Origin of the sequence: Jilunia laotingensis (assembly GCF_014385165.1) — a bacterium.
Classification (GTDB): domain Bacteria; phylum Bacteroidota; class Bacteroidia; order Bacteroidales; family Bacteroidaceae; genus Bacteroides; species Bacteroides laotingensis.
In genome coordinates this window covers 440799-467573 of the sequence record NZ_JACRTF010000001.1, presented here as the reverse complement: position 1 = coordinate 467573, position 26775 = coordinate 440799, and the positions used below count along the sequence as shown (strand labels likewise).

Here is a 26775-nt window from a genome sequence, read left to right as displayed (position 1 = left end):
TTTGTTTGCAAAGTTATAAAAACAAAGAAAGAGTGTATGCTTTTAGGGGCGATGTGGCCGTAAAAAAGTATATCTGACTGTCTTTTTTGCCATTTTCAGCTTTTCTTTGCACACATCTCGTGTTTTTATGCAGAAAGTTCCTATCTTTGCAACCTAATTTAACTATTAAAAAGGTATGAGTTACAATTTGTTGAAAGGAAAAAGAGGCATTATCTTCGGTGCATTGAACGATCAGTCTATTGCATGGAAGGTAGCGGAAAAAGCCGTTGAAGAAGGTGCGACCATTACATTATCAAATACTCCTATGGCCATCCGCATGGGTGAAGTCAATGCTTTGGCAGAGAAACTGAACTGTGAGGTGATTCCCGCCGACGCTACCAGTGTGGAAGATTTGACGAATGTGTTCAAAACTTCTATGGACGTATTGCATGGACAGATTGACTTTGTGCTTCACTCTATCGGTATGTCTCCTAATGTACGTAAAAAGCGTACCTATGACGACCTTGATTACGGAATGTTGGATAAGACATTGGATATTTCTGCCGTATCGTTCCACAAAATGATTCAGGCAGCCAAGAAACTGAATGCGATTGCCGAATACGGCTCGATTGTCGCTTTGAGCTATGTAGCCGCACAACGTACATTCTACGGCTATAATGATATGGCGGATGCAAAGGCACTCCTCGAATCCATAGCCCGCAGCTTCGGTTATATTTACGGTCGCGAACACAGTGTGCGTGTGAATACCATTTCGCAGTCTCCGACATTCACCACTGCCGGATCGGGAGTGAAAGGCATGGACAAGCTTTATGACTTTGCCAATCGGATGTCTCCTCTGGGCAATGCTACGGCTGATGAATGTGCCGATTACTGCATCGTGATGTTCTCTGATCTTACCCGTAAGGTGACCATGCAGAATCTTTATCATGACGGTGGTTTTTCAAGCGTAGGTATGAGTCTTCGTGCCATGGCTACCTATGAAAAAGGTCTTGATGAATACAAGGACGAAAACGGAAATATTATTTACGGATAAAAATGAAACCACAGAATCTCCTTCTCCTTATTATTATGTGTTTGCTCACCGTTGCTTGCCGGATGGGTACAGGAGAGAATGCGCAGTTACAAAATAAGGAGAATGGGATTAACGTTATCCGATACGACAAGCTGTTGAATGAATATGTACGTTCTAACAGTTTCTCTGCATTGCAAAAAATGAACATGGATTATCGGCAGCCTACCAAGATACTGATTGAAGAGGTGCTTGGACTGGGGCAAGTCAGCGATGATACCATTTCCCAGAAACTAAAGAAGTTTTATTCAGACACGACTTTGCTTCGCTTGATGGCGGATGTGGAAATCCGTTATCCGAATCTGGATGAAGTTGAAAAAGGATTGACCAAGGGGTTTGAGAACCTGCGAAAAGAGATTCCGTCTTTCCATACTCCGGTCGTTTATTCTCAGATTTCAGCTTTTAACGAATCGGTGGTACTTTCCGATACTTTGTTGGGGATCAGCCTTGACAAATATATGGGAGAAGATTATCCGTTGTATAAACGTTTTTATTACGAATACCAATGTCGTTCCATGCGTCCGGATCGTATAGTGCCCGATTGCTTCGTGTTTTATCTGATGAGCTATTATCCGTTCCCTTTTCAGGAAGGTAGTTGCTTGCTCGACCAGATGATGCATTCCGGCAAGATCAATTATGCTGTAAAGAAATTGCTGGAATATGGTTCTACCGGTGATGCTATGGGATATTCGGAAACGGAAGAGAAATGGTGTCGCGAGAACGAAAAGTACATTTGGGAGTACATGCTGAAGAACCGTCACTTGTATGCCCGTGATCCGATGGTGGTGCGTAAGTATATGAAGCCGGCTCCTTTTACAGCCTTCTTCGGTGAAAATGCTCCGGCACTGATCGGTACATGGATGGGAACCCGTATCGTGTCCGCTTATATGAAGAATCATAAGGATGTCAGCTTGCAACAGTTGTTGGAGACCACTGACTATCATCGTATGTTGGAAGAATCAAAATATCTCAATTAATTTGGAAACTGCTCTCTATCTTATCCCTGTCACTTTAGGTGATACGACAATTGAATCCGTGTTGCCTGCTTACAATAAAGATATAATTCTTGGAATCCGTCATTTCATTGTAGAAGATGTCCGGTCGGCTCGTCGCTTTCTGAAAAAGGTAGAAAGGGAGATCGACATTGATGCGTTGACATTCTACACATTAAATAAGCACACTTCACCCGAAGATATTTCCGGCTATCTGAAACCGCTGATAGGCGGTGCTTCTATGGGCGTTATTTCTGAGGCAGGGTGTCCAGCGGTAGCCGATCCGGGTGCGGATGTGGTTGCTATTGCGCAACGAAAGAATTTGAAAGTCGTTCCATTGGTGGGCCCTTCTTCCATCATCCTGTCGGTAATGGCTTCGGGCTTTAACGGACAGAGTTTTGCTTTTCACGGCTATCTACCCATTGAGCCGGGAGAACGTGCCAAGAAGTTAAAAGCACTGGAACAGCGTGTTTATGCCGAACACCAGACACAGCTTTTTATAGAGACTCCTTACCGTAATAATAAGATGGTAGAAGATATCTTGCATAATTGCCGTCCTCAAACACGGCTGTGCATTGCTGCCAACATAACTTGTGAAGGGGAGTATATACGGACTAAGACGGTGAAGGAATGGCAAGGTCATGTACCCGACCTGTCTAAAATTCCCTGTATTTTTCTCTTATACCAATAATTTCTTTCAAGTGTTCGTATTCTTCTTCGAAACATTCACTGAAGAAGTTATGGCCCAGATTTTCTTCTATCTGCCGGAATTGCCACAGCTTGCCCCCTTTGAAATGTGGGTTACAAAGTATGGAATCATCTTCCATGTCGAGTATAAATAGATAGACAAGGCGGTTGGTAACTTCATTCTCGAAGTGATACATGATGCTGAAAGTCGGTTTCAATCCATTAACACCGGGAAAGGCCGTTTGAACCATCCGTCGGCATCCTTCAGCTAATGTTTCTCCAAAGCCGAGGTAACACTCCATCGGAATGTCCATCTTTCCTTTGTCCAATATGGCCGTCTGAGGACGGTTGCATAAAAACAACATGCCGTGTGATGCTACTGCAATGCGGATAACCGGATTGATATATGCGTTTTTATAATTTATCGCCTCTATTGCCAGGCTTCTACCGATCACGTCTCCTTGTTTGTTGACGATAGGAACATATTCGGTGTGGGACATCAATTTGTTGAAGTAGTGTATGCCGATCTGATTCAAGAAGATACATAACACGAAGATTGCCGGAGGCATAAGGTTGAAAATAATCCAATTTGCCGGGTTTTCCAGAGGGTGGCTGAAAAATATGGCGATACTGATTATGATAAAGTGAATAATACCCAATAGCAGTATAATGTGTGCCGATACGACAGCCGATTCCGCACCTTGGGCAAACATACGCTTGCTGCAATATTCCCTCTTTCTCAGAAAATAATTGATGAATCTCTTTTTATGCAGGTAGAGGATCAACATGGGGATGAGGATACTGACTTCCAAAGTAAGCGGGAGTGCGCCGGGAGGGACATAATCACCGGGTATAAAGGCGGCAATCGACAGGAGCAATAATACTGCCGTCGAAATATAAAGTATGAAATTAGGAATCCGTGCCCCTTTCTTGTGTATTACATAATACGAGTAAAGAAGTCCGATACCTGTTCCGATATAGATTGCCGTGTCTTGCGTTATAAATTCACATAAAACTATGGAGATAATAACGGGGATATATCCCAATGACATGTTAAATGCAGAAGATAATAATCCTTTATGACCCATTTCTTTTGTACATTTTGCCTGTTTCCTATAAAACAAACATGAATGTGTTTATGTTTAGTCTATCTCCTGATATGTTTTTCTGCATGATAGGAAGAGCGCACCAAAGGAGCGCTTTCCACTTGTTCGAATCCTTTTTCGAGTCCGATGCGTTTGTATTCGGCAAATTGTTCGGGTGTTACATATTCTGCGACAGGATAATGCCGGTGTGTAGGCTGAAGGTATTGTCCGATGGTCAGTATCTTACATCCGGCAGCTAACAGATCGTCCATCAGTTCTTCTACCTCTGCGGGAGTTTCGCCCAATCCTGCCATAATCCCGCTTTTGGCTACCGTACCGCTGTCCGCTATTCGTTTGATTACTTTCAGGCTGGTGTCATAATGGGCGGCACTTCGTACAAGGGGGCTGATACGGCGTACAGTTTCCATATTATGGGAAATGATTTCCGGCCGTGCGTTTATCACTTGGTCTACAAGTTCCAGCCGCCCTTGGAAATCAGGAATCAATACTTCGATGGTAGTTGCCGGATTGACTCTTTTTATTTCGGTGATTGTTCGTGCCCAATGGGATGCTCCCAAGTCCGGAAGGTCATCACGATCCACCGAAGTGACCACTGCATGTGAAAGTTTCATTAGAGAGATGGATTCCGCCACATGTGCCGGTTCGTTGGGATCAAGAGGAAGCGGTCGTCCCGTTTGCGTGTTGCAGAACTTGCAACTGCGGGTACAGATGTCACCACCGATCATAAATGTGGCGGTACCTTTTCCCCAACATTCTCCCATATTCGGGCATCGGCCACTACTGCAAATAGTATGGAGGCAGTGATTCTCTACAATGCGTTTTGTTTCGGTGTAACGTTCGTTGGCACCGATATTTATTTTCAGCCACTCGGGCTTACGTACTCTTTCAGCCATTACAGATTGTTTAAAAAGAAGTTAGTCAGGCGCGTGTATAGATGATGACGGGTATTTCCGCCATAAATGCTATGATTGCGGTTGGTGTAGAGTTGCATATCGAATTGCTTATCCAATTGTACCAGATGTTCCGCATATTCGGCACAGTTTTGAAAATGTACATTGTCGTCCGCCATACCATGTACCAATAACAGGTTGCCATGCAACTTGTCTGCACGCGTAAAGGCTGAGGCTGCTTTGTAGCCTTCGGCATTTTCCTTCGGTGTTCGCATGAAACGTTCGGTATAGACTGAATCGTAGAATTTCCAATCGGTCGGTGCGGCAACTGCAACACCGGCTTTGAATACGGGTGTTCCTTCACTCATGCTCATGATCGTCATATAACCACCGTAGCTCCACCCCCAAATACCGATACGGCTTTTGTCAACATAGGGTAGTGATCCCAGGTATTGTGCTGCTTCTACTTGATCTTTCGCCTCTTTTACACCTAAGTTGAGATAAGTGCTTTTTTGGAACTCCGTTCCACGTCCTCCGGTTCCGCGCCCATCGACGCAGGCCACGATATATCCCAGGCTTGCCATATAAGTTTCCCAACTGATTCCGAACTTATCTAAAACCTGTTGCGAACCGGGACCGCTGTATTGGAACATCAATACCGGATATTTCTTGGATGCCGAGAAGTCGGTCGGTTTCATCATCCAGCCGTTCAGTTCCACTCCTTGAGAAGTTTTGAATTTAAAGAATTCCTTTTGAGGCACAGCTACCTGAGCCAGTTTTTGTTTTAGCTTATTATTGCTTTCCAATGTTTTTAGCGTTTTGCCTTCATTGTCATTCAGAGTAATTAATGTCGGGGTATTCAGATTGCTATAAGTATTGATATAATACTTCATCGTCGGACTGAACATGGCACTGTTCATGCCGCTTGCCTGTGAGAGTTTTGTCTTTTTCCCTTTGCGGTCTATTTTGTAAACGGCTTGTTGCATCGGGCTCTCCTCGTTGCTTATAAAGTAGAAGCTGCCGTCCGCTTCATCGTATCCAAGAAACGATGTTACTTCGAACGAACCTTTCGTGACCTGTTTCACTAGGTTTCCTCCCATGCTATACCAGTAAAGATGAGGATATCCGTCCCTGTCGCTGAGAAAACTGAAATTCTCCGGATAGAATTGTATATTGTCGAATACATTTTCATTTATATAATAAGGCGACTCATCACGCAACGCTAGTTTGCAGACCGTGGAACGTGGATCAGCGAAGTACATATCAAAACGGTTTTGATGACGGTTCAGTGTCATGATAGCCAATTTGTCCGCATCTTTCGTGAATCGAATACGCGGGATATATCCATCGGCATCCAGTGGCAATTTTATGGTACGGGTCACTTTGGATCTTATATCAAATGTCCGGACTTCCACTTTTGAGTTAGGATAACCGGGTTTTGGATATTTATAGGTATATTCTCCGGGATAATCTTCCAATCCGTTGATGCGTGGAGCTTCTCCGGCAAATAATGGGAACTGGTATGAAGGAACCTCTGTTTCGTCGAAACGGATAAATGCCAGCATGGTATTGTCAGCATTAAATTGCAAGGCACTATTGAAGCTGAATTCTTCTTCGTAAACCCAATCGGGGATACCGTTGAGAATGGAGTTCTGCTTACCGTCTTCGGTCACTTGGCTTTCACTGTTTCCATACAAAGTCTTGACGAGGAAGATATTGTTATTACGTACAAAGGCGATCATAGTTCCGTCCGGTGAGAAAACGGGGGCTTGTTGAGGGCCCCCGTCAGAAAGCCGTTCAATAATGTTGTTTGTCGTTACCCCTTTATCGTTACGTTTCAAGGGGTATAAATAATGCACGGCTGTATATGAACGCCGGTATATCGGTGTTGTTTCTGTTGCTATCAATAATTTCGATCCGTCGGGCGAGAATTGATAACTATCAAAGTGTTTGAAATCACATTCACGCGCTTTAGCCACGTCAAAGATCACTTCTACCGGTTCTCCTGTCTTAAAAGAATATTTGGTAATCTGTGTACCTTCATCATTCATCTGTGTATAATGCTCGCCATCAGGCATCGGGACAACGTTTCGTATCGTCGCGGGGAAATATTGTCCTGAGGTGATATCCTTCAGGTCGAGTTTCGTACTACCTTGCGCCATGCCGATCAGGCAAGCAAGACAAAACAGGAATGATAGCGTTATCTTTTTCATGGTTCCTTGATTTTTTCAACTTTATACTGCAAAGTTAATAATAAACTGAAATACCTCAAAATAAGTGTACTTTTTTATCTATTCTTCGAATCCTATAGGCTTGTTTTTTTCCTTTATCGGGTGATTTTATCTGCTTTTTAATTAAAAGAGGTTTAGAGGCGGTCGCTATTTTATACAGAATCTATAAGCTATGCCTTGAAGAATGGATCATAATCATTATCTTTGTGCAAACAATTAAGAAACACGACTGACGGGAAACAACCAATCCGGTCAAATAAAACATTTGAATAGTATGAAGAAAATTTGTTTATTCGCTGTTTGCCTCTTATCGGCAATCAGTTCTTCGATGGCACAATCCAACGAAATGTTTACGAACCCAGTGATTCATGGTGATCTTGCCGATCCGACTGTCATCCGTTGGGGAAAAAGTTATTATGCTGCCGGAACTTCTTCCGAATGGGCACCCTCGTATCCGGTATACAAATCGGATGATCTTGTCAATTGGGAACAGACGGGGCATGTCTTTGCGAAGCAGCCGGAATGGACTTGCGGCTCTTTCTGGGCACCGGAACTGTATTTGCATAATGATAAAGTATACATGTATTATACGGCTAGAAGAAAGTCTGACGGACAATCGTATATCGGTGTGGCGACAGCTTCCCGGCCGGATGGGGAATATACGGATCACGGGCCGATCATCGTACATGGGAATGAAGCTATAGATGCTTTCGTTTGGGAAGATGACGGTCAACTATACATCTCATGGAAAGCTTATGGATTGGCGAAAAGACCGATAGAGATCATGGCTTGTAAACTGTCCGATGACGGTCTTCATCTGAAAGGGGAGACGTTCACTTTGCTGCGGGATGATGAGAAGATCGGTATGGAAGGGCAATGTATGTTCAAGAAGGACGGGTATTATTATCTGCTTTATTCCGTGCGCGGATGCTGCGGCCCGAAGAGTGATTATGCCGTTCATGTGGCTCGTTCTAAGGAGATAAAGGGTCCGTATGAAAAATACAGTGAGAATCCGATCTTATCCGGTGGAAGGGATGTGTTGTCTTGTGGTCACGGAACCTTGGTGAACACACCGGACAATCGGATGTATTATCTTTGTCATGCCTATTTTACCGGAGATAATTTTTTTGCGGGCAGACAGCCCATCCTTCAGGAACTGGTGATGGGAGAGGATCACTGGCCTCACTTTGTCGGTGGACCGATGGCTTCCACAACGCTTCCTTTGCCATTGAAAAAGAATGCTCAAAAGCCTTTGACCGGATATAGGGATGAGTTTAAGGGTAAAGAACTGAATGTTAGCTGGAGCTGGAACTATACGGATTCTGACGTCAAAGCACGATTGAGGAAAGGTACTCTTTGTTTGGCAGGTACAGCTGTTAACGGTAAGGATGCACCTGCCGTACTTTGTCAACGTCCCGGGGGTGCTGAATACCGTATTACCACTCAGGTGGTAAATCAGAACAATAGTCTGAAAGGGCTGACTTTCTACGGAGATGCTAAAGCGTATCTGGCATTTGGAATAAAAGGGCACAAACTTTTGCTTGAAGTGATACATGATGGAAACAAGCAGGAACTATTTGCTTCCGAAGTCGCTGATAAAGCCATATGGCTTCGCATGGAAGTGAATAGAGGATGTGATTGCTCTTTCCAATGGAGTTCCGATGGTAAGAATTGGAATAAAGTAACAGTTCTGGAAGGTAATGGAGATTATGGACAAAAAATGCTTCGTTGGGATCGGGTGGCTCGTCCGGGATTGATTCATCAGGGAAGTGCTTCCGAACCGGCTTGTTTCTCCGAGTTTGATATGGAATATTTGAAGTAATAAGAGGCTATTTTTATAATCGGTGGTCGGGTCTCTTCTTTGCAATCGGGGGATTTTCTCAGAGAGCAAAGAGGAGACCCGGCTTTTTTTAACGGGAGTCATCCGCAGTTCATCGATTTTTGTACGTAAATTAGCGGCTATTTGTTTTCGGAAGAGTCTGATCGCCTTATCTTTGTGACATCGAAATTGAAACGTATCATCGAATTAAAATAAAAAAATGAATTATGGAACAGAAACCCACATCTCCATCCGGTATCACAGGTAGACAACTGGTTGCTACGCTCTTTATCGCCTGTGGCATTTTATTGCTAGGACGTAATCTTGGAATTATTCCTTCAAGCTTCTTTCACGCTATTGTCTCTTGGCCGATGCTTTTGGTGGCATTGGGGGCTTACTACGTTTTGCGTAAACAGCTTTTCAACGGATTGATATTATTGGTTATCGGATTTTGTTTTCTCATTCCCCGGTTGGGGTGGTTCTTTTGGTTGCCAATCGACACAAGTGCGTTACTTTGGCCTTTAGTGCTTGTATTGGTGGGGGTAGCCGTGTTCTATCGGCCTAAACATCGTGGTTGTCATCGTCCGCGTGGGAGAGAGGAGTTTACAGTGAATGAATGTAAGTCGACCGATGGCTTTTTGAGGTCGGACAATATGTTCAGTGGTGTAAAGCAAGTTGTACTGGATGAACTATTCAGAGGTGCTTCCATACGTAATAGTTTTGGCGGTACGGAACTCGATTTACGCCGCACCGATATACCATTGGGTGAAACTTATATCGATATCGAATGTAATTTTGGAGGTGTGGAGATTTATGTTCCCCTTGACTGGAAGATCGAACTGCAAGCAAATGCTTTCTTGGGAAGTTGTGAAGATAAACGGATTCCGGGGATCAACATAGACCAGAGTCGTGTATTGGTAATCCGTGGAAATGTATCTTTCGGAAGTATAGAAATAAAAGGTTAATCATAAAAAGAACAAAAAACAGATGGAAGCACACCCTATTATAGATTCTCCCAGGAGATGGACGATCACTTTACTGTTGGCATTTCTGGCGGCAGGTGTGCAGGCGGTCTTATTGATAACATATGCCGATGCCGGTTCATTGCCTGCTTTGGCGGACGGGATGGTCTCGGTTGGCATCTTCTGTGTGCTGGCTTATCTGTCGTGGTTTGTGACCGGATATGTGTCGGTGATTCAGACGGAGCTGATTGTTTCGGTATTGGCATTGCTTTTCTGGTTGGCGGGGGGATTCGCTGTTCAGGGATGGATCGAAGCATGGAGTGGAGCAGTGTATGCTCCATTTGTAGATACGCTTCCGTTTCGTGCTTTGTTCGGTGTGCTATGTTGGTCGGTAGTGATGCTTTGGTATAAACTGTATGTTTGTCGATTATCCGGTGAAGAGGAGAAGGGGACGGTTGAAGAGACTCCCCTATACCAGTTGACTGATGAAAAGAAACAGCCTGTGGAAGAGATAGCGACTCGGTTGCCTGAGGAGCATATCGACCGGATCACGGTGAAAGACGGATCGAGAATACATCTGATTGCGATAGAACACTTGCTGTATGTACAAGCATGCGGAGATTATGTGACCCTTGTAACTCCCGATGGACAATATATCAAGGAGCTTACTATGAAATATTTGGAGACCCATCTTCCTGCTTCAGGATTTGTGCGCATACACCGTTCGACCATTGTAAATGTTACCCAAATTTCCCGTGTCGAACTTTTCGGAAAGGAAAATTACCGTTTGTTGCTGAAAAATGGAGATAAGTTACGGGTCAGCCTTTCGGGGTATAAATTGTTGAAAGCAAGGTTGGAGCTGTGAGAAGAAGTGGATAATAATTTGAACCCGTATTGCTATATTGTTAGGTAAAGAGCTTGCTTGTATATCAATTTGTTCTGTATATTCTGTTATTGCTGACAGCACCATTTTAGACTGTTCTCCAAATAGCATGGTTTTGCGTCTTCTTAGGGTTGAAAACATGATAAAAATAGCCTTTCTTATCAGATGAAATAGGTATAATCATCGGATAAAATAGCTATTTTCATCAGATAGAATAACTATAACCAGCAGATGGAATATTAATATCTATCAGATAGAGTATCTATTTCTATCAAAAAGAGCCTTTTTTTAGATGGAAACTACTTCATTTATATCTATTTTCTCTCTATCCTTTGTCTTTTTTCGGACTCTAAAGCTATGTTATAACGAAACAACATTACTGTAAATGCTATCATATAGTAGGAATAAGTATGGATTTTGTGTGCTAAACTCCTTTTAGTTCTCTTTAATCTGTTCATTTGAAAAAAGCTAATCGCCCTACAGTGCGTTCTTTTCAGACAGATATATGAATGGACGTAATTTTACGCGTTATGAAGCATCGGATATTCAAAGTGTCAAAAAGATAAAGGGGTACTAAATTCGAAGATATAAAAGGAGCTTTCCTGAATCATTGCTTTTTAACTCTACAAAAGAAATATTTTATAAAATGCTTTGCTTATCCGAAAGATTTTCTTAAATTGCAGCCGTGGATGTTTTAATATCCTAAAAAAAACTCTGTGGAATTTGTCAAAATATAAATCGGAGATTCCCTAATCGGGCATCTCGCATATACGGACTGATTATGAAAACACTATTTTTATTTCTGTTAATGCTCGCTTCATTTCATATAAGGAATGCGTTGACAGGTAGTCGTTCTTTTAACGAGTGTTTATGACAATTCTCCCTTGAAACATATGCGGAAACAGTATGGTGCGGGAATGGAATGGAGTTCACATCCCGCGAACATGGACTATATGAGTAACGGCCATGCCGGTGAGGTTAGCTGCAAATCATACGAAGTGAATGATAGCGGCTCCCTTATCCAGAATGAAAATTATGCTCCGGGTGAACTTTTCGTAAACAAGTCTACAGATGAAGACGGACGTGTCTCCTATCTTTTCACGGACAAGCAAGGTCGTCGTGTCCTCACCCGTCAGATGTGTGACGGCATTGCCCATGACACGTATTTTGTATACGATGATTACGATCAGTTGCGTTACGTTCTTCCGCCTGCCTATCAGGACACGCCCAACCTTTCACTGTATGCCTATCAATATAAATACGATGACTTGAATCGCTGCATAGAAAAGAAACTTCCCGGATGTGATCCTGTCTATTGCATTTATGATCAAAAAGACCAATTGGTGTTTTCGCAAGACGGTGTGCAACGTCAAAAAGGTGAATGGACTTTCTACCTGTACGACACATTTCAACGCCTTGTTGTGCAAGGTGTTTGTAAGAATACCAATACGGCATCCGCTGCTAATAATTCGGTCGAATGCACATTGCATTATTCAAATAATGCCATTGTGGCGGACGGATTGGGGAAAAGTGGATATAGCAGTAGTTTCTCCTTGACTTCTCCAGTGGTTCACATAGTCTATTACTATGATAATTATGATTTCCTTTCCTTGCCGGGTTTTACCGACCGTACGCTGTATCCTGCCCCATCGGTCAGTGGGGTGGGTTTGCTCACCGGTAAAGTCCTGTTGCTGTCATCTGCCACTAAATCCAGTTATATTCATTCAGCCCTCTATTATGATTTGAAAGGAAGGGTTGTTCGTTCGAGTGAAGACAACTATCGTGGAGGAAATGAGACGGTTCTTACCGAGTACCGATTTGCCGGTGCCCCTAAAAAGATCACTTATATCCATACAGTCCCTAAGAAAGCGACCCAGAAGGAGGTTTATACCTACACATACGATCATGCGGAGCGTTTGACGAAGGTAACTCATAAATTGAATGACAGCCCTTCGGTTGTTTTGGTTGAACACACTTATGATGACTTGGGGCGTCTGTCCAGCAAGCGTCACCATGCGAATGATGCGTTGAAAATGACCTATACCTATAATATCCGTAATTGGCTGACTCAAATCTCATCGAACAAGTTCAATCAAAAGCTGTTATATGCCGAGGGAAATAATCCCCAATACGGGGGTAATATCAGCCGTATGGGATGGTCAAACAGTAAGCTTTCTGTGAATGAGTTCTATGATTTCAGTTATGATGAACTGAATAGATTGACAGATGCCAAATACAGCGTGCTTCTTGGGTTTGGTTCGTCCTCTTACGACACTTCATATTCTTATAATAAAATGGGCGGCATCGTTTCTTTGCGGCGCAAAGGGTATATGGACTTCATGCCATTGGTGGGAGCGACGATTGATGATTTGACCCTTGAATATACGGGCAACCGTCTTAAACGCATCAGCGATGCTGCTGGTAGTGATCCTCTTCACCAGGGCGCATTCAGTTTTATTGACGGTGCCAACAAACCTGTGGAGTATGACTATGATGCAAACGGCAATATGACAAAGGATCTAAATAAACAGATTTCCCTCATCGAATACAATTCCCAGAATCTACCGTCTAGAATCTCCATCAATGACAGTTGCCGCATTGGTTATGCATATGGTGCCGATGGTGTGAAGCACCACCAGGAGCATTATACGAACCGGAACATGATTGTTATCCCTGATCCTGGTACTGGCTTTGAAGTGAATTCAGGCGGTTCTAAGTCTCCTTCCTCGACTTCCTCTGTCTCCTCTTCTACCGGTAATGGACTTCCGGATTATCCTTCATTCGATATAGGCGACATGGTTCCCGCTTATGCAAAGGACTACACATCGACAGATTATTGCGGTAATGTGATTTATGAATCTGGTGTTCTTGCGAGAATCCTTACCGGTGAAGGATATATCACCCTTTCGAACGATTCCGTAATTTACCATTATTTCCTGACAGACCACTTGGGTAACAACCGTGTCGTAATGAAACAGAATGGTGTTGTCGAGCAGGTCAACGAGTATTATCCATTCGGTGGCTTGCAGGGAAAGAACTCTAATGATGGGGTGCAGCCAAACAAATTCGGTGGAAAAGAACTTGACCGCATGTATGGCTTGGACTTGTATGACTTCGTAGCCCGTCCATACGATCCCGGTTGGGGAGGGTTTATAACGATGGATCCTTTGTGTGAGAAGTACCCATGGGTGTCTCCGTATGCGTATTGCATGAATAATCCGATGAATGCAATAGATCCAGATGGACGGCAAGTAATTCCTGTTCCGTTACCACTACCACCACCTCCTGTCTATTATCCTTCTCGTCAAGCCACACCGGCTAATTATCCTACAGCTCAGGATTTAGTGAGGTCAATAAATCAGGAAGTAAATAAAATGGCGACAATGTTAAAATTGGATGTTGCTATAATGTCAACAACTACCATGATCTTTCTAAATAATTGTAATTTAGCTATTAATCCTGGATATGATCATCAAAGAAAAAGAGATAGAAGAAGTAAAGAAGAATTGGATCAAAATCAAGCGAATGTGGCTAAGAGTATAGATACGAACATTACAGGTAATATGCCCAATGGAGATCCGGCTCCCAAAAGAGATCCAAATGATGGTAGGAAAGGGACAAAAACAGCGATCGTTATTACAGGAGTTGCTGCCGGCATCAGTTCCGGATTAGAAATAACCAATCCAGAACCTGGTAATGATGCAGTAGAAGCTCATACGGAAAAGATCAGGCAAATTCCATCGTCAACTACTGATGAAAACAAAAATTTGTGGGAAACATTAAAGAATTGGTTGTTTAATTAAAGATGTAATTATATGAAGACTTTTTTTATTAATATGGGGCGTAATTTATTTATTCCAACTTCCGCTTTGATGATTATTTATTGCGTTTTTTATCAATACGTAATATATATACCTTATCATTTTGTTATTAAATTAATATTGGCAATTTTACTCATCTTTAATGCGTTTGGTTGGATATTGGGCTTTTTTGTTAGTTCTGTGGCTGTACCGAATGGCGATAAAATGGTGAAAAGCAATTTGCTTAGAAGCTTTTATCGGAATTCATACCAAATAATCATTCAATTGTTTTGCTATTATTTCTCTATTTATTTAATATTTATGTTAAACCGAGAGTCTGTATTCTACAATTATTTGATATTGCTTTTATTTGGGATCTTGATAGGTTATAGAATAGCTTGTAAAGCAAATTCTTGTTTGGATGATAAAAAGTAACTTGTGAATATTTCTGCCAAAGCAATTTATTTAAATAGTAATGAGTAAGAATAAGTATGTGGGCATAACTAGTTTATATTGAGAATTTCTCTGAGCCTAAGTTTGAAATAGTACAGAGTCAAATCTTTATTTATAGTATAAGATAATTATGCCCGCCTACTTAAATGTAGGAATGTCCTATTATGAGCAACTAGAATTACCTAGTAAATAATAATGATTATAGATAAAAGTATATTTAATAATGAAAATATTAAGAACTTTAACCAATATCTTGGTTTTGATGGTAATCTTTTTTAATTTTACCTCATGTAATAAGAGTGATGGATATACTCGAACGGATATTGTGAATCCATCGAATGTATTTAAAGGCGACCGCCTTAGATGGTTGTCGGAAAAGGTGTTTTTTTATAATGAGGAAGGTTTTCTTACCAAAATAAAAGACTTTGGCGAAATGGAAATTTCTTTTGAATACCAAGATGTGACAAGAGCTGTCAATGAACAGAGATATGTGAGAATGACTATTGAAGATTTAGGTAGGGACAATAGGCAAACATATGACATGGAGATTGGCAATAACGGATTTGTGAAATACTGTGAGCAAACAGATACTGAGGGTAAAATAAAAAAATGGAACTTCGAATATACATCGGAAGGATATCTAAGCTTTTTTGAACGTAAAGGAAGGGATGGTTTTGCGACAAATTTAGAATATGAAAATGGGAATATTATAAAAAGCTCTTCATCTTGTGAGACAGGATGGCGTACTTGTCATACCTATTATACATCAGATGAAATAATAGATCCTATTGAAAACATGGGTGGCATTATGCTTTATGAAGAAGAGTTCGATGTTTATATGGAAAATATGAATTATGCGTTTTATGCAGGGTTATTGGGTAAAGCAACTCGGAACTTACCTGTATGGCAAACTCATTGGGGGACTTGGTTTGATTATGAATTATCATGGACACTGAATGAAGACGGATATCCAACGAACTTCACAGCTTACACACAATATTTTGTTCAAGATTTCAGTTTTATCTGGGAACCAATACACTGAAAAAATAGAAGTTATTTCGTTATAAAAGCAAAATGATAGTTTGTCTTTTATGTAAATATATTTAGTAATGAAAACATTAAGAGCTTTATCGTATATTTTTATTATATCGGTGACATGTCTAAGTTTTACTGCATGTGGTGATGACAGAACGGATGTGGTCGATCCATCAAATGTGTTTACCGGGAAACGGTTACAAGGCCTTAATGGTATGTTGCTTTCTTATAATAACCAGGAACTTGTTACCAAAATAGAATACCCTTGCATCTTGAAAATATCTTTTGAGTACCATGATGTGACAAGAGCAGTGAATCGAGAACGATATGTGAGAATGACGGTTGAAGATTCGAGAACTGTAATTCCCATTATTACTACTTATGATATGGAACTTGGAGATAATGGGTTTGTAAAATATTGCGAATCTTCTACATCGGACGGAAGCACTGAAACTTGGAATTTCGACTATACCTCGGAAGGACATTTATGCTATTTTAAACGGTCTGGAAATAAAACAGAGGTAACAAATATTGAATATGAGGATGGAAATGTTGTAAAAACGCATTCAAAGGTGGATGGGGAAGAAATCGTAAATAGTTTTAGTATATATTACACATCAGAGGAAATAGTAAATCCGATTGAGAATGTCGGCTGCATCATGATTTTTTATATCGAATTTAATGTTAATTTGGGATATATCGAATATGCTTATTATGCAGGACTGTTAGGTAGAGCCACTAAAAATTTGCCGGTAAAAAAGTATATTGAAAGATATGAAAGAGAGCAAAATTTTGTATGGTCTTTTTTTGAAGATGAATATCCAAAAACATTTCATATGTGGGGCCAAGATGGATTTATATATAGCAGCTATGACGCATCTTTTATGTGGTAATTCTAATATGGAATATCAATAATATATGGTCTAATTAATAAAATCTATTATGGTCTGATTGATTACGCGGTAGGCTAAGACTTTTTAGTTAAAAGCCTGTTTATGGTAAAGGGGACAAAATGGCTTTTATTTTTTCCAAAAATCCTTAATCAGCCTTCTATATACTTTTGTGTTTGTGTATCTATAGGTGGTACTCCCCCCCTCCTCCTATTAAACACACACACAACCTATCTTAGAAAGTATATATCCATATATAGAGAAAACTATTGCTAATTTGACAGTAATTCAACTAAGTCAAGTAAAGGATTGATTATTGATAACTATGAAAATAACCATAGAATTAATAATTATAGATGGAACACCCGGTATCAGTATATGTTATGCCTTGCAAGGTATATACATACGGAGCATAACATATATTGGCGCTTTCCTTACAAATAATTCATTTTGAATCAAACTATTTGTAATATAAAACAATCTAGGAAAATGTATGTCTATCGGCTTTCGGTGATTAGTTTACCTTTGCCGTAGTTTATTATTAACCTGTTAAATTACTATCAATATGAAAATGGAATATATCAGAATTAAAAGTAAGGACTCACAAAAGGCCGTTAAAATCGCGCACGTACCGAAAAGAAAATCTTCTTCTCCCTCCCTGTAAAAACAGATGAGGGAAATGGGGCTCTTTGAGAGAAAATTGAATCTATATTGTCTAACGAATAATTGATTACATGAAGCATTTTTTTAAATTGGGGAAGTTATTATTTTTCCCTATGATTCCTTTAATGATTTCATATTGTATCTTTTATCCATATATGATAGACTTTCCATATTTAGACGCTATTAAGTGGTTACTGTTTTTATTGAGTATCGTCTTATTTATTGGTTGGGTTTTGAATTCTGATAAAGATCTGATGGTATTTAAATTGTCCGCTAATCCGATTGTTAGAAAATTTTATATCAATTCACAGCAAATCATAATACAAACATTTATCCACATTCCCCAATAACTTATACATTGATATTTAATAATGATGTATAAGACTTTAATACCTATTGATAACCAACTTCAACGAAATAATACCTAATTCTTGGTATTTTCTACTCTTGCTCTTTCCCATAACTTTGCCGCTACTTAAAATTATAAAAAATAAAGCAAAATGAGAAGAAAAATTGTATTGATCTCTTTATGCTTGATTGCTCTGATTGTAAGTACTTACGCACAGAATACAGCAACGGCAAATAAAGAAAACACAGAAGAAACATCTCAGAATCAGAAGAAGAAGTCACGTCTCATATTAGGTGGCTATGGTGAAGCAGTGATGACCCGAAACTTCTATAGTGATAACTTTAATCGCTATTCTAAAGCCGAAGACTATAAAGACGCAAAAGGTCACGGGCAGTTTGATCTGCCCCATGTCGTTGTGATGATAGGTTACGACTTCGGCAAAGGATGGACAATGGGAACCGAAATTGAGTTTGAACACGGAGGAACGGAGTCGGCTGTGGAAATGGAAGCTGAAGAAGCAGGCGAGTGGGAGAAAGAAGTTGAACGCGGTGGTGAAGTCGCTTTGGAACAATTTTGGATTCAGAAATCGTTCGGGAAAGGTTTTAACATTCGCGGAGGACATATGGTAATTCCTGTAGGATATACCAATGCTCATCATTTACCAACTGAGTTTTTCACCGTTTATCGTCCTGAGGGAGAAAACACCATCATGCCATGTACATGGCATGAAACCGGTATCAGCATTTGGGGGGTAATAGGAAAGTGGCGTTATGAAGTTATGGGTATGCCTGCTCTCAATTCACTGAATTTTTCTAAAGACCAATGGATTAAGAAGGGTTCAGGATCGGCTTTCGAATTTACTCCTGCCAATAACTATGCGGTAGCAGCCCGTGTAGATAATTATTCTATACCCGGTATGCGTATAGGGGTGAGTGGTTATTACGGGCATAGTTTCAACAATACGTTGATGGCCGACGAGGGTAAGTATAAGAATACAAAAGGTGCTGTTGCAATAGGTACTATCGATTTTGATTATCACGGGCATAATTGGATCGTACGTGGTAATTTCGATTATGGTCATTTGGGTGATGCTGAACAAATATCCAAATTCAATTTCGGACAATCCAACACTTCTCCTTATAAAAAGAGCTATGTAGGTAAAGCTGCTTTATGCGGTGGAATGGAAGCTGGATACGACATCTTCTCTCAATTCAGCAAGTTGCATGATAGGGGTAACAAGCTCTATATGTTTGGACGTTATGAGTATTATGATTCCTATATTCCTGTATCTGCACTGACAGATTACACATGGACTGACAAGCATCGTATGGCATTAGGTCTCAACTACTATCCAATGAAAGAGATTGTTATAAAAGCTGAATATTCAAAACGTTTTTTCAAGAGCGAATACAACAACGAACCTTCTATTTCTTTAGGTATTGCCTACAGTGGTTTCTTTATTAAGTAATAAATCTTTTAAAATAATAAATTAGGTATGAAAGTGTTTTTTAAATTCTCTTTGTATGCTGCAATGATAGCAGCTATGGCATGTAGTTTTAGTTCATGCAGTAATGATGACGATGTTGACGATACTTCAGGACAGAAGGATGAAATGTATGAAAAAATCATTCAGCAATTCACGGATCACACAGTGACGGTCACTTATAAGAATTTGGCTGATAATACGGAAATGCTTGAGGAAAAACTTCAGGCACTGAAAGTTGCTAAGACGGATGCCAATGTACAGGCTGCCTGTGAAATCTTTTTGGAAGCTCGTGCTTGGTGGGAAAAGAGTGAAGCTTTTTTGTTTGGTGCTGCCAGCGACTTTGGTATTGATCCGCACATTGATTCATGGCCTTTGGATTTGACAGCGTTGAAAAAAGAGTTGGGCAATGCTTCACACATTGCCGATATGGCAGCGGAAGACGCTGATGTATGGGCGGGCGACCACTTAGGAAATGCTCTGTTGGGTTTTCACGGCATTGAGTATATCATCTTTAAGGATGGTAAAGCAAAACCGGTATCCGAAATTACAAACGATGAATTGATTTATGCTGCTGCGGTAGCCGGTGATCTTCGCAACAAATGTTTCCAGTTGCAAATTTCATGGGCAGGTGAGGATAATGTAGCCCAAAACCGTGTGGAGAAAGTGGTGGATGATCTGGAATTGAGCGTAACCGTAGCAAACGGAGATAACTCATATCAGCAGAATATGTTATCGGCAGGAAAAGCCGGAAGTACGTATAAAACTTGGACACATGCCGTGCAGGCTATCGTGGATGGTTGCAAGACTATTGCCGATGAAGTGGGGACTTCTAAAATCGGAAAGCCGCATACCGGTGAAGACAGAAATTACATTGAATCTCCCTACAGCTACATGTCCATCACTGACTTCTATGATAATATTATCAGTATTGATAATGCCTATATGGGGGGTATCGAAGGGGAACGCAATGAAGCTTTGTCATTGCATGCTTACATTGCATCTGTCAATGCCGAATTGGACACGAAGACTACAACTGCCATAAGCAATGCACTTGCCAAAATCAAAGCGATGAAGGCTCCTTTCGTCTTGAACTATCAGGATGCTTCGTGCCAGGAAGCCATGGATGCTTGTAAAGCATTAGACAACGTTCTATCGGAAGTTAAAGCGCAATTGGCTAAATAATCAGTAAACGGTTAGGTATGAAATTAACTAAATTACATTACTTCGTAGCAGGCATGGCACTATTTGGATTGTCTGCCTGTAATGATGACGATCCATTGGTTGAAGTCGGTGGGGATGATACCATTACAGATGCCGAGTGGTATGCCGGTGGAGAGTTGGGAACTACTTTCAACAGTTCCGCTTCTGCTTTTGAGGATCCGACACCAGCGGTTGAGAAAGCCGGGTTGAGCGACAGGTTCAAATATGGGGAGTACTTTTTTGAACGTACTTATACACAAAATACGGCTCCCTTCAAAGGGCTTGGTCCGTTGTATGTGCGAAACTCCTGTATGTCTTGTCATCCGGGTTATGGGCATGGTAAACGTATGGAGCGTTATCGAGCTGATGAATGGGGGAACGGATATCTGCTGGTAATTTATAATGAAGATGACAACAGCTATTTGACTTCATTGACCGGAATGCCGCAAACTAAGGCGATGGAGCCTTTCAAAGCCCCGATTGATGAGAGTAAAATAGACATTAAATGGCTACCGTATGCTGATGAATGGGGAAATAAATTTCCTGATGGTGAAACATACAGTCTGATTTATCCTGAGGTAACGATTCCGGAAGATGCTTATTATGTTCCATTGGAGGCAAACAATCAGCCGATTGCCTATTCAAAGGTAAAAGTACGTCTGGAGTCTACTATTGGAATTTATGGTACAGGATTACTTGATGCCATTCCCGATGACTCATTGAAAGCGGAATATGCCAAACAGGAGAAGTATGGTGTTAAGTTGAATCCCGGTATTTTTGCCAATGGTGAATGGACCAAGACATATGGAAAGACTAACCATCCCTTCCGGTTCACTTATGCGCTGAGTCGCGGACCTTTGCAGGATGCCGCAGGTTCGAATGCGATTTGGAATATCACCAATGTCACCCGTAGTGATCGTCGATATCATTATATGACGCAAACGTATGCCGATATATCGGCGAATGATCCTGATGTACAGGCTAAATTCTATGAATTCTTCCCTGAATGGAATAAGACGGGGGATGTGAAGAAGGACATCTATGACTATTTGATGAACAAGGAACTTCCGGTTGAAATGACTGATAACGACTATGTAGACTTTATGGTATGGCACCGTGGACTTGCCGTACCTGCTGCTCGCAATTTGGATGATGCAACGGTGCAAAAAGGACATCAGTTGTTCCGCGAGATTGGTTGTGCTTCTTGTCATCGTCCTTCTTGGAAGACAGGAGATGATAAGTTCACCGATCCGAATGGATTTTTTGAAGATGGTGATAGCCGCTTGCCACGCTATCCCAACCAGACCATATGGCCATATTCGGACATGGTGCAACACCGTCTGTTCATGCAGAATGATATTCGCAATGCATGGTGTCGTACGACTCCTCTTTGGGGGCGTGGCCTTTCGCCTGTCTGCTCCGGACATAGCGACCGTTTGCATGACTGCCGCGCTCGCAACGTAATTGAGGCAATCATGTGGCATGGAAATCCCCAAAGCGATGCCCGGAAATCGGTGGAGAAATTTCGTCAATTAAGCAAGGAAGATCGCGATGCAATTGTAGAGTTTATCAATTCTATTTAATATTCATTTCACCGCAGACCTCAGATATATATAGGACTCTGCGGTGATTTTTACATATTCAGGAATGTATCATAATACCAAATTACTGAAGGTAATCCCTTTCTCTCTCCTAGCAATCGTGTTGTTGGTACTTGCCGGGGCAACCATTTTAGAAAAAATCTTTGGAACGGACTACGTGAATGCACATATTTATGACTCACCTGCTTTCGCTGTCCTATGGGGAACGTTAGCCGTTTCCAGTCTTCTATATATGTATCGGCAGAAATTACAAAAACACGTTCCTGTCGCTTTGTTGCACTTATCCTTTTTGGTAATATTAGCAGGGGCTTTTATCACTTGGATGTGGGGGGAGCATGGTACACTGCGCATGATGAAAGGGGAAGTAGCTCATTCATTCCAAAATGATGCAGATGCTCACCGGGATTTTCCTTTCAATGTCTCATTGGCCGACTTCCAAATCCAATATTATGAGGGCACTCATGCACCAATGGACTTTGTAAGTACACTGAAGATAGACGATAATCGCACCAATGAAATTGCATATGGAGAGGTTTCTATGAATCACATTTTATCCTATCGCGGATACCGCTTTTGTCAGTCTGGATATGATGAAGCAGGAGGAACTACTCTCTCCATATCGTATGACCCTTGTGGCATTGCCGTGACTTATATCGGATATGCACTCCTATTATTTTCTTGTTTATTGGTTCTCTTTTCGAAGAAGGGTCATTTTCGTCAATTGCTTAACAACCCTTTACTTAAGAGAGGTGCTGCTGTATTTCTGTTTTTAGTTCCTTCTTTATTTTCCTTGTCTGCTGCCGGGATTCCCAAAGTATTGCCACAGACGGTGGCTGCAAAATTTGGCGACTTATATGTAATGTATAATAACCGTGTCTGTCCATTGGAAACATTGGCAAAGGATTTCACGCTTAAATTATATGGTAACACTTCTTATCGGGGCTTTTCTCCCGAACAGGTTTTCACAGGCTGGTTGTTCTATTATAGTAGTTGGAAAGAACAGCCCATGATTAAGATAAAAAGTGGTACTGTTCGCCATGCCTTGAATATAAAAGATACTTATGCTTCATTGGATGATTATATCGATGAAATCAACCAGTATAAACTGGACGGTTTGAATGCCCGCATTCTTTCTGGCGAAGATGTTGCTGATAGGCGAGGCATCGAAGAGGCGAATGAAAAATACAATCTGATTTCGATGCTCTATTCCGGTACGTTTCTGAAGATATTTCCTCACCGACAATTAGGGGCACACACTCTTGACTGGTATGCACAAAATGATTTACTTCCTAAAGAGATGAATGAAGGCGAATGGCTTTTTATCCGTAAATCTTTTGGTTACCTACAGGAGATGATAGTAAAAAAAGATTTTAACGGAGTTTCTGCTTTGTTGGACAAAATGAAAATGTATCAGCGAAAGATGGCTGGTGATACACTGCCGTCTGATATGGCATTTCGGGCTGAGAAATTATATAATACGTGCGATTATACAAAACCGTTAGCTATGGGATGCCTCGTTATAGGAGTATTGGCATTTCTTTTTTATTGTCAGACGTTGGGTCATCAGCGTCCTATTGATCGTCGGTGGACACTGGGATTGAACGTTCTGCTTATCATTCCTTTCCTTTATCTTACCCTGACTATCGCTTTGCGGGGATATATAGGCAATCATTTGCCCTTATCCAATGGATATGAGACGATGCAGTTCATGGCGTGGGTAACTCTAATACTTTCGTTTTATCTTCAGAAACGGTTTATACTGATTCTCCCTTTTGGATTTCTGTTGTGTGGACTGGCTTTGTTAGTTTCCATGTTGGGCGAAGCAAATCCGCAAATCACGAAATTGATGCCGGTTCTGGCATCTCCTCTTTTGTCCATCCATGTGGTAGTAATCATGGTGGCCTATTCGTTGTTGGCATTTGTGATGCTCAATGGTGTGGCTGCTTTTATTCTACGTTTCACTCACAAAGAATACAGGGAATCGGTAGAGTGCTTACAATTGATTAGCAGGATTATTCTTTATCCGGCAGTATTTCTGTTGGCTATCGGCATTTTTGTAGGGGCAGTCTGGGCAAATGTATCGTGGGGACGTTACTGGGGGTGGGATCCGAAAGAAGTGTGGGCGCTCATTACAATGCTGGTGTACGCATTGGCGTTGCATCCGGCTTCATTGCACTATTTCCGTCGTCCATTATTTTTCCATTTGTTTTCGATCGTGGCATTCCTCACGGTATTGATTACTTATTTTGGAGTAAACTTTCTGTTAGGGGGAATGCATAGTTATGCCGGATAAACCGTTCTTAAAGGATACTTGCATTGTATCGTGATTTTTCGTAAGAAAAGTAACATGAGTCTTTCAAGTTTACTTGGTTTTTCTTATGTTTGTTCCCAACTAAAAGAATGTATAAAATGAATCAGCCATTATACAACGAGTTTCCGTATTTCCTAAAGCGTTATTTCCCTTTTAAGGTACAGAAGATTTCTTTGAATGCCGGATTTACCTGCCCGAATCGGGATGGAACAAAAGGGCAGGGAGGCTGTACTTATTGCAATAACCAGACTTTTAATCCCGATTATTGTCGCACGGAGAAAAGCATTTCTCAACAATTGGAGGAAGGAAAGCTGTTTTTTGCTCACAAATATCCCGAGATGAGGTATCTGGCCTATTTTCAGGCTTATACAAATACGTATTCGGAACTTGAAACGCTGAAACGGAAATATGAAGAAGCATTGAGTGTAGATGGGGTAGTGGGGCTTGTGATCGGTACACGTCCGGATTGTATGCCGGATAGTCTTTTGCATTATTTGGAGATTTTGAACAAGCAGACGTTTCTATTAGTGGAATATGGCATTGAAACGACTAACAATGAGACTTTGAAAAGAATAAACCGGGGGCACTCTTATGAGGCCACTGCGGATGCCGTTCAACGAACTGCCGGAAGCGGAATTTTAACCGGTGGCCATGTCATTCTTGGATTGCCCGGGGAATCTCATAATGATATTGTCGCACAGGCGGGAGAGCTTTCCAAACTGCCTTTGTCTACTTTGAAGATGCATCAGCTTCAGTTAATCCGTGGTACCCGTATGGCTCGTGAATATCAACAAAATCCTGCCGACTTTCATCTCTTTACTGATGTGGACGAGTACATCGAGCTTGTTATAGATTATGTCGAACATTTGCGCCCGGATATTGTACTCGAGCGTTTTGTCTCTCAATCGCCCCGTGAATTATTAATTGCACCCGACTGGGGATTAAAAAATTATGAATTTACCGCCCGCGTTCAAAAAAGAATGAAAGAAAGGGGGGCATATCAGGGAAAGGAATTCGAGGATTCAGAAAAATAAAGTATCTTTGCGCGATGATGATTTAGTTTATAGCTCGCATCTCGTAACTCATTTATTTGTAACTCAAAAATAGAATGGAACAAAAAACTGGAATTAAAGGAAACGTCCACTATGTGGGAGTAAACGACCGAACGAAACATCTTTTTGAAGGAATGTGGCCGTTGCCATACGGAGTTTCGTATAACTCTTATTTGATTGATGATGAGATGGTAGCTCTTGTCGATACAGTCGACATCTGTTATTTTGAAGTATATCTCCGCAAGATCAAACAGGTTATTGGTGACCGTCCTATCGATTATCTGATTATAAATCACATGGAGCCGGATCATTCCGGATCTATCCGGCTGATTAAACAACATTATCCCAACATCGTTATTGTTGGAAATAAGTTGACTTTCGGCATGATTGAAGGCTTTTATGGTGTTACTGGTGAGCAATATCTTGTTAAAGACGGAGATTTCCTTGCGTTGGGACGACATAAGCTTCGTTTTTATCTCACTCCGATGGTGCATTGGCCTGAGACGATGATGACTTTTGACGAAACGGATGGCATTCTATTTTCCGGTGACGGATTCGGATGTTTTGGCACAGTAGATGGTGGCTTTCTGGATACACGCATTAATATAGACCGTTGTTGGGATGAAATGGTACGTTATTATTCGAATATTGTAGGTAAGTATGGAAGTCCTGTGCAGAAAGCTTTGCAGAAACTTGGCGGTCTGCCTATTTCCGTGATCTGTTCCACTCATGGACCCGTATGGACGGATAATATTCCAAAGGTCGTGGGAATTTATGACAGATTGAGCCGGTATGTAGCCGAAGAAGGAGTGGTGATAGCTTATGGAAGTATGTATGGCAACACTGAGCAGATGGCGGAGGCTATTGCAGCCGAATTATCAGCGCAAGGCATCCGGAACATTGTGATGCATAACGTAAGCAAGAGTGATCCTTCTTATATACTTGCCGACATATTTAGGTATAAAGGACTGATCATAGGCTCACCGACATATAGCAATCAGATTTATCCGGAGGTGGAATCATTGCTTTCAAAGATATTGGTTCGCGAACTCAAAGGACGTTATTTGGGTATGTTCGGTTCTTTCACTTGGGCAGGTGCGGCTGTGAAACGGATGGCCGAATTTGCAGAAAAGAGTAAGTTTGAAGTTGTAGGTGATCCGGTTGAAATGAAACAGGCTATGAAAGACATCACTTACACACAATGTGAAAATCTGGCTCGTGCCATGGCCGACCGATTGAAGAAGGATAGACCCTAAGAATAACCTTATGACTCTAACATTATAATATTATAAAATT

General features: G+C 41.2%; 18 protein-coding genes. 15 read left to right on the top strand and 3 right to left on the bottom strand.

Translation table 11 applies throughout. The features are described from left to right. Window positions 1-175: 175 nt before the first annotated feature. From H8744_RS01945 to H8744_RS01935, 3 genes are read left to right on the top strand one after another with little or no spacing between them, the layout of a single operon-like run. Window positions 176-1033 (top strand): enoyl-ACP reductase FabI, encoded by an 858-nt coding sequence (locus H8744_RS01945; RefSeq protein ID WP_262433234.1) that lies wholly within the window; start codon window positions 176-178, stop codon window positions 1031-1033. 2 nt (window positions 1034-1035) lie between these two features. Then, window positions 1036-2046, top strand: coding sequence for a gliding motility lipoprotein GldB (gldB, locus tag H8744_RS01940; protein WP_262433233.1), 1011 nt, complete (start codon window positions 1036-1038; stop codon window positions 2044-2046). Window position 2047: 1 nt separating this feature from the next. Beyond that, entirely contained in the window at window positions 2048-2752 is a 705-nt protein-coding gene (locus tag H8744_RS01935; RefSeq protein ID WP_262433232.1) for an SAM-dependent methyltransferase, read from the top strand. On the opposite strand, the gene H8744_RS01930 is transcribed toward H8744_RS01935, so the two are convergent. Genes H8744_RS01930 through H8744_RS01920 form a run of 3 tightly spaced genes read right to left on the bottom strand, consistent with a single transcriptional unit; the run spans window position 2718 to window position 6957 of the window. Beyond that, complete coding sequence (locus H8744_RS01930) at window positions 2718-3836, bottom strand: hypothetical protein (protein ID WP_262433231.1); 1119 nt, start codon at window positions 3834-3836, stop codon at window positions 2718-2720. The two genes, H8744_RS01935 and H8744_RS01930, sit on opposite strands and share 35 nt — an antisense overlap. A 59-nt stretch (window positions 3837-3895) precedes the next feature. Beyond that, the gene (gene lipA, locus H8744_RS01925) at window positions 3896-4747 is read right to left on the bottom strand and encodes a lipoyl synthase (RefSeq protein ID WP_262433230.1); all 852 of its coding nucleotides are present in this window, start codon (window positions 4745-4747) and stop codon (window positions 3896-3898) included. Next, window positions 4747-6957, bottom strand: coding sequence for a S9 family peptidase (locus tag H8744_RS01920; RefSeq protein WP_262433229.1), 2211 nt, complete (start codon window positions 6955-6957; stop codon window positions 4747-4749). Before H8744_RS01920 ends, lipA begins: the two co-directional genes overlap by 1 nt. Window positions 6958-7249: 292 nt before the next feature. On the opposite strand from H8744_RS01920, the gene H8744_RS01915 reads away from it, so the two are divergent. The 12 genes from H8744_RS01915 to H8744_RS01860 all read left to right on the top strand — a co-directional run bounded on the left by H8744_RS01915 (window position 7250) and on the right by H8744_RS01860 (window position 26735). Beyond that, on the top strand, window positions 7250-8797 hold the full coding sequence (locus H8744_RS01915) for a family 43 glycosylhydrolase (protein ID WP_262433228.1): 1548 nt from the start codon (window positions 7250-7252) through the stop codon (window positions 8795-8797). Between the two features lie 224 nt (window positions 8798-9021). Further along, window positions 9022-9759 (top strand): LiaF transmembrane domain-containing protein, encoded by a 738-nt coding sequence (locus H8744_RS01910; RefSeq protein ID WP_262433227.1) that lies wholly within the window; start codon window positions 9022-9024, stop codon window positions 9757-9759. Between the two features lie 22 nt (window positions 9760-9781). Then, the gene (locus tag H8744_RS01905) at window positions 9782-10621 is read left to right on the top strand and encodes a LytTR family DNA-binding domain-containing protein (RefSeq protein ID WP_262433226.1); all 840 of its coding nucleotides are present in this window, start codon (window positions 9782-9784) and stop codon (window positions 10619-10621) included. A 911-nt stretch (window positions 10622-11532) separates the two neighbouring features. After that, on the top strand, window positions 11533-14442 hold the full coding sequence (locus tag H8744_RS01900; RefSeq protein WP_262433225.1) for an RHS repeat domain-containing protein: 2910 nt from the start codon (window positions 11533-11535) through the stop codon (window positions 14440-14442). A gap of 673 nt (window positions 14443-15115) precedes the next feature. Beyond that, entirely contained in the window at window positions 15116-15934 is an 819-nt protein-coding gene (locus tag H8744_RS01895) for a DUF4595 domain-containing protein (RefSeq protein WP_262433224.1), read from the top strand. Between the two features lie 67 nt (window positions 15935-16001). Continuing rightward, the gene (locus tag H8744_RS01890; protein ID WP_262433223.1) at window positions 16002-16820 is read left to right on the top strand and encodes a DUF4595 domain-containing protein; all 819 of its coding nucleotides are present in this window, start codon (window positions 16002-16004) and stop codon (window positions 16818-16820) included. Between the two features lie 1160 nt (window positions 16821-17980). Then, window positions 17981-19297, top strand: a complete 1317-nt coding sequence (locus H8744_RS01885) for a hypothetical protein (RefSeq protein ID WP_262433222.1) — start codon at window positions 17981-17983, stop codon at window positions 19295-19297. Between the two features lie 27 nt (window positions 19298-19324). Beyond that, entirely contained in the window at window positions 19325-20497 is a 1173-nt protein-coding gene (locus H8744_RS01880; RefSeq protein ID WP_262433221.1) for an imelysin family protein, read from the top strand. Window positions 20498-20514: 17 nt separating this feature from the next. Further along, entirely contained in the window at window positions 20515-22098 is a 1584-nt protein-coding gene (locus H8744_RS01875) for a di-heme oxidoredictase family protein (RefSeq protein ID WP_262433220.1), read from the top strand. 64 nt (window positions 22099-22162) lie between these two features. Beyond that, window positions 22163-24409, top strand: coding sequence for a cytochrome c biogenesis protein CcsA (locus tag H8744_RS01870; protein WP_262433219.1), 2247 nt, complete (start codon window positions 22163-22165; stop codon window positions 24407-24409). A 116-nt stretch (window positions 24410-24525) separates the two neighbouring features. Beyond that, a complete protein-coding gene (mnmL, locus tag H8744_RS01865; RefSeq protein WP_262433218.1) occupies window positions 24526-25461 on the top strand; it encodes a tRNA modification radical SAM protein MnmL/YtqA in 936 nt (311 codons plus the stop codon). Between the two features lie 74 nt (window positions 25462-25535). After that, a complete protein-coding gene (locus tag H8744_RS01860; RefSeq protein ID WP_262433217.1) occupies window positions 25536-26735 on the top strand; it encodes an FprA family A-type flavoprotein in 1200 nt (399 codons plus the stop codon). Window positions 26736-26775 lie beyond the last annotated feature (40 nt).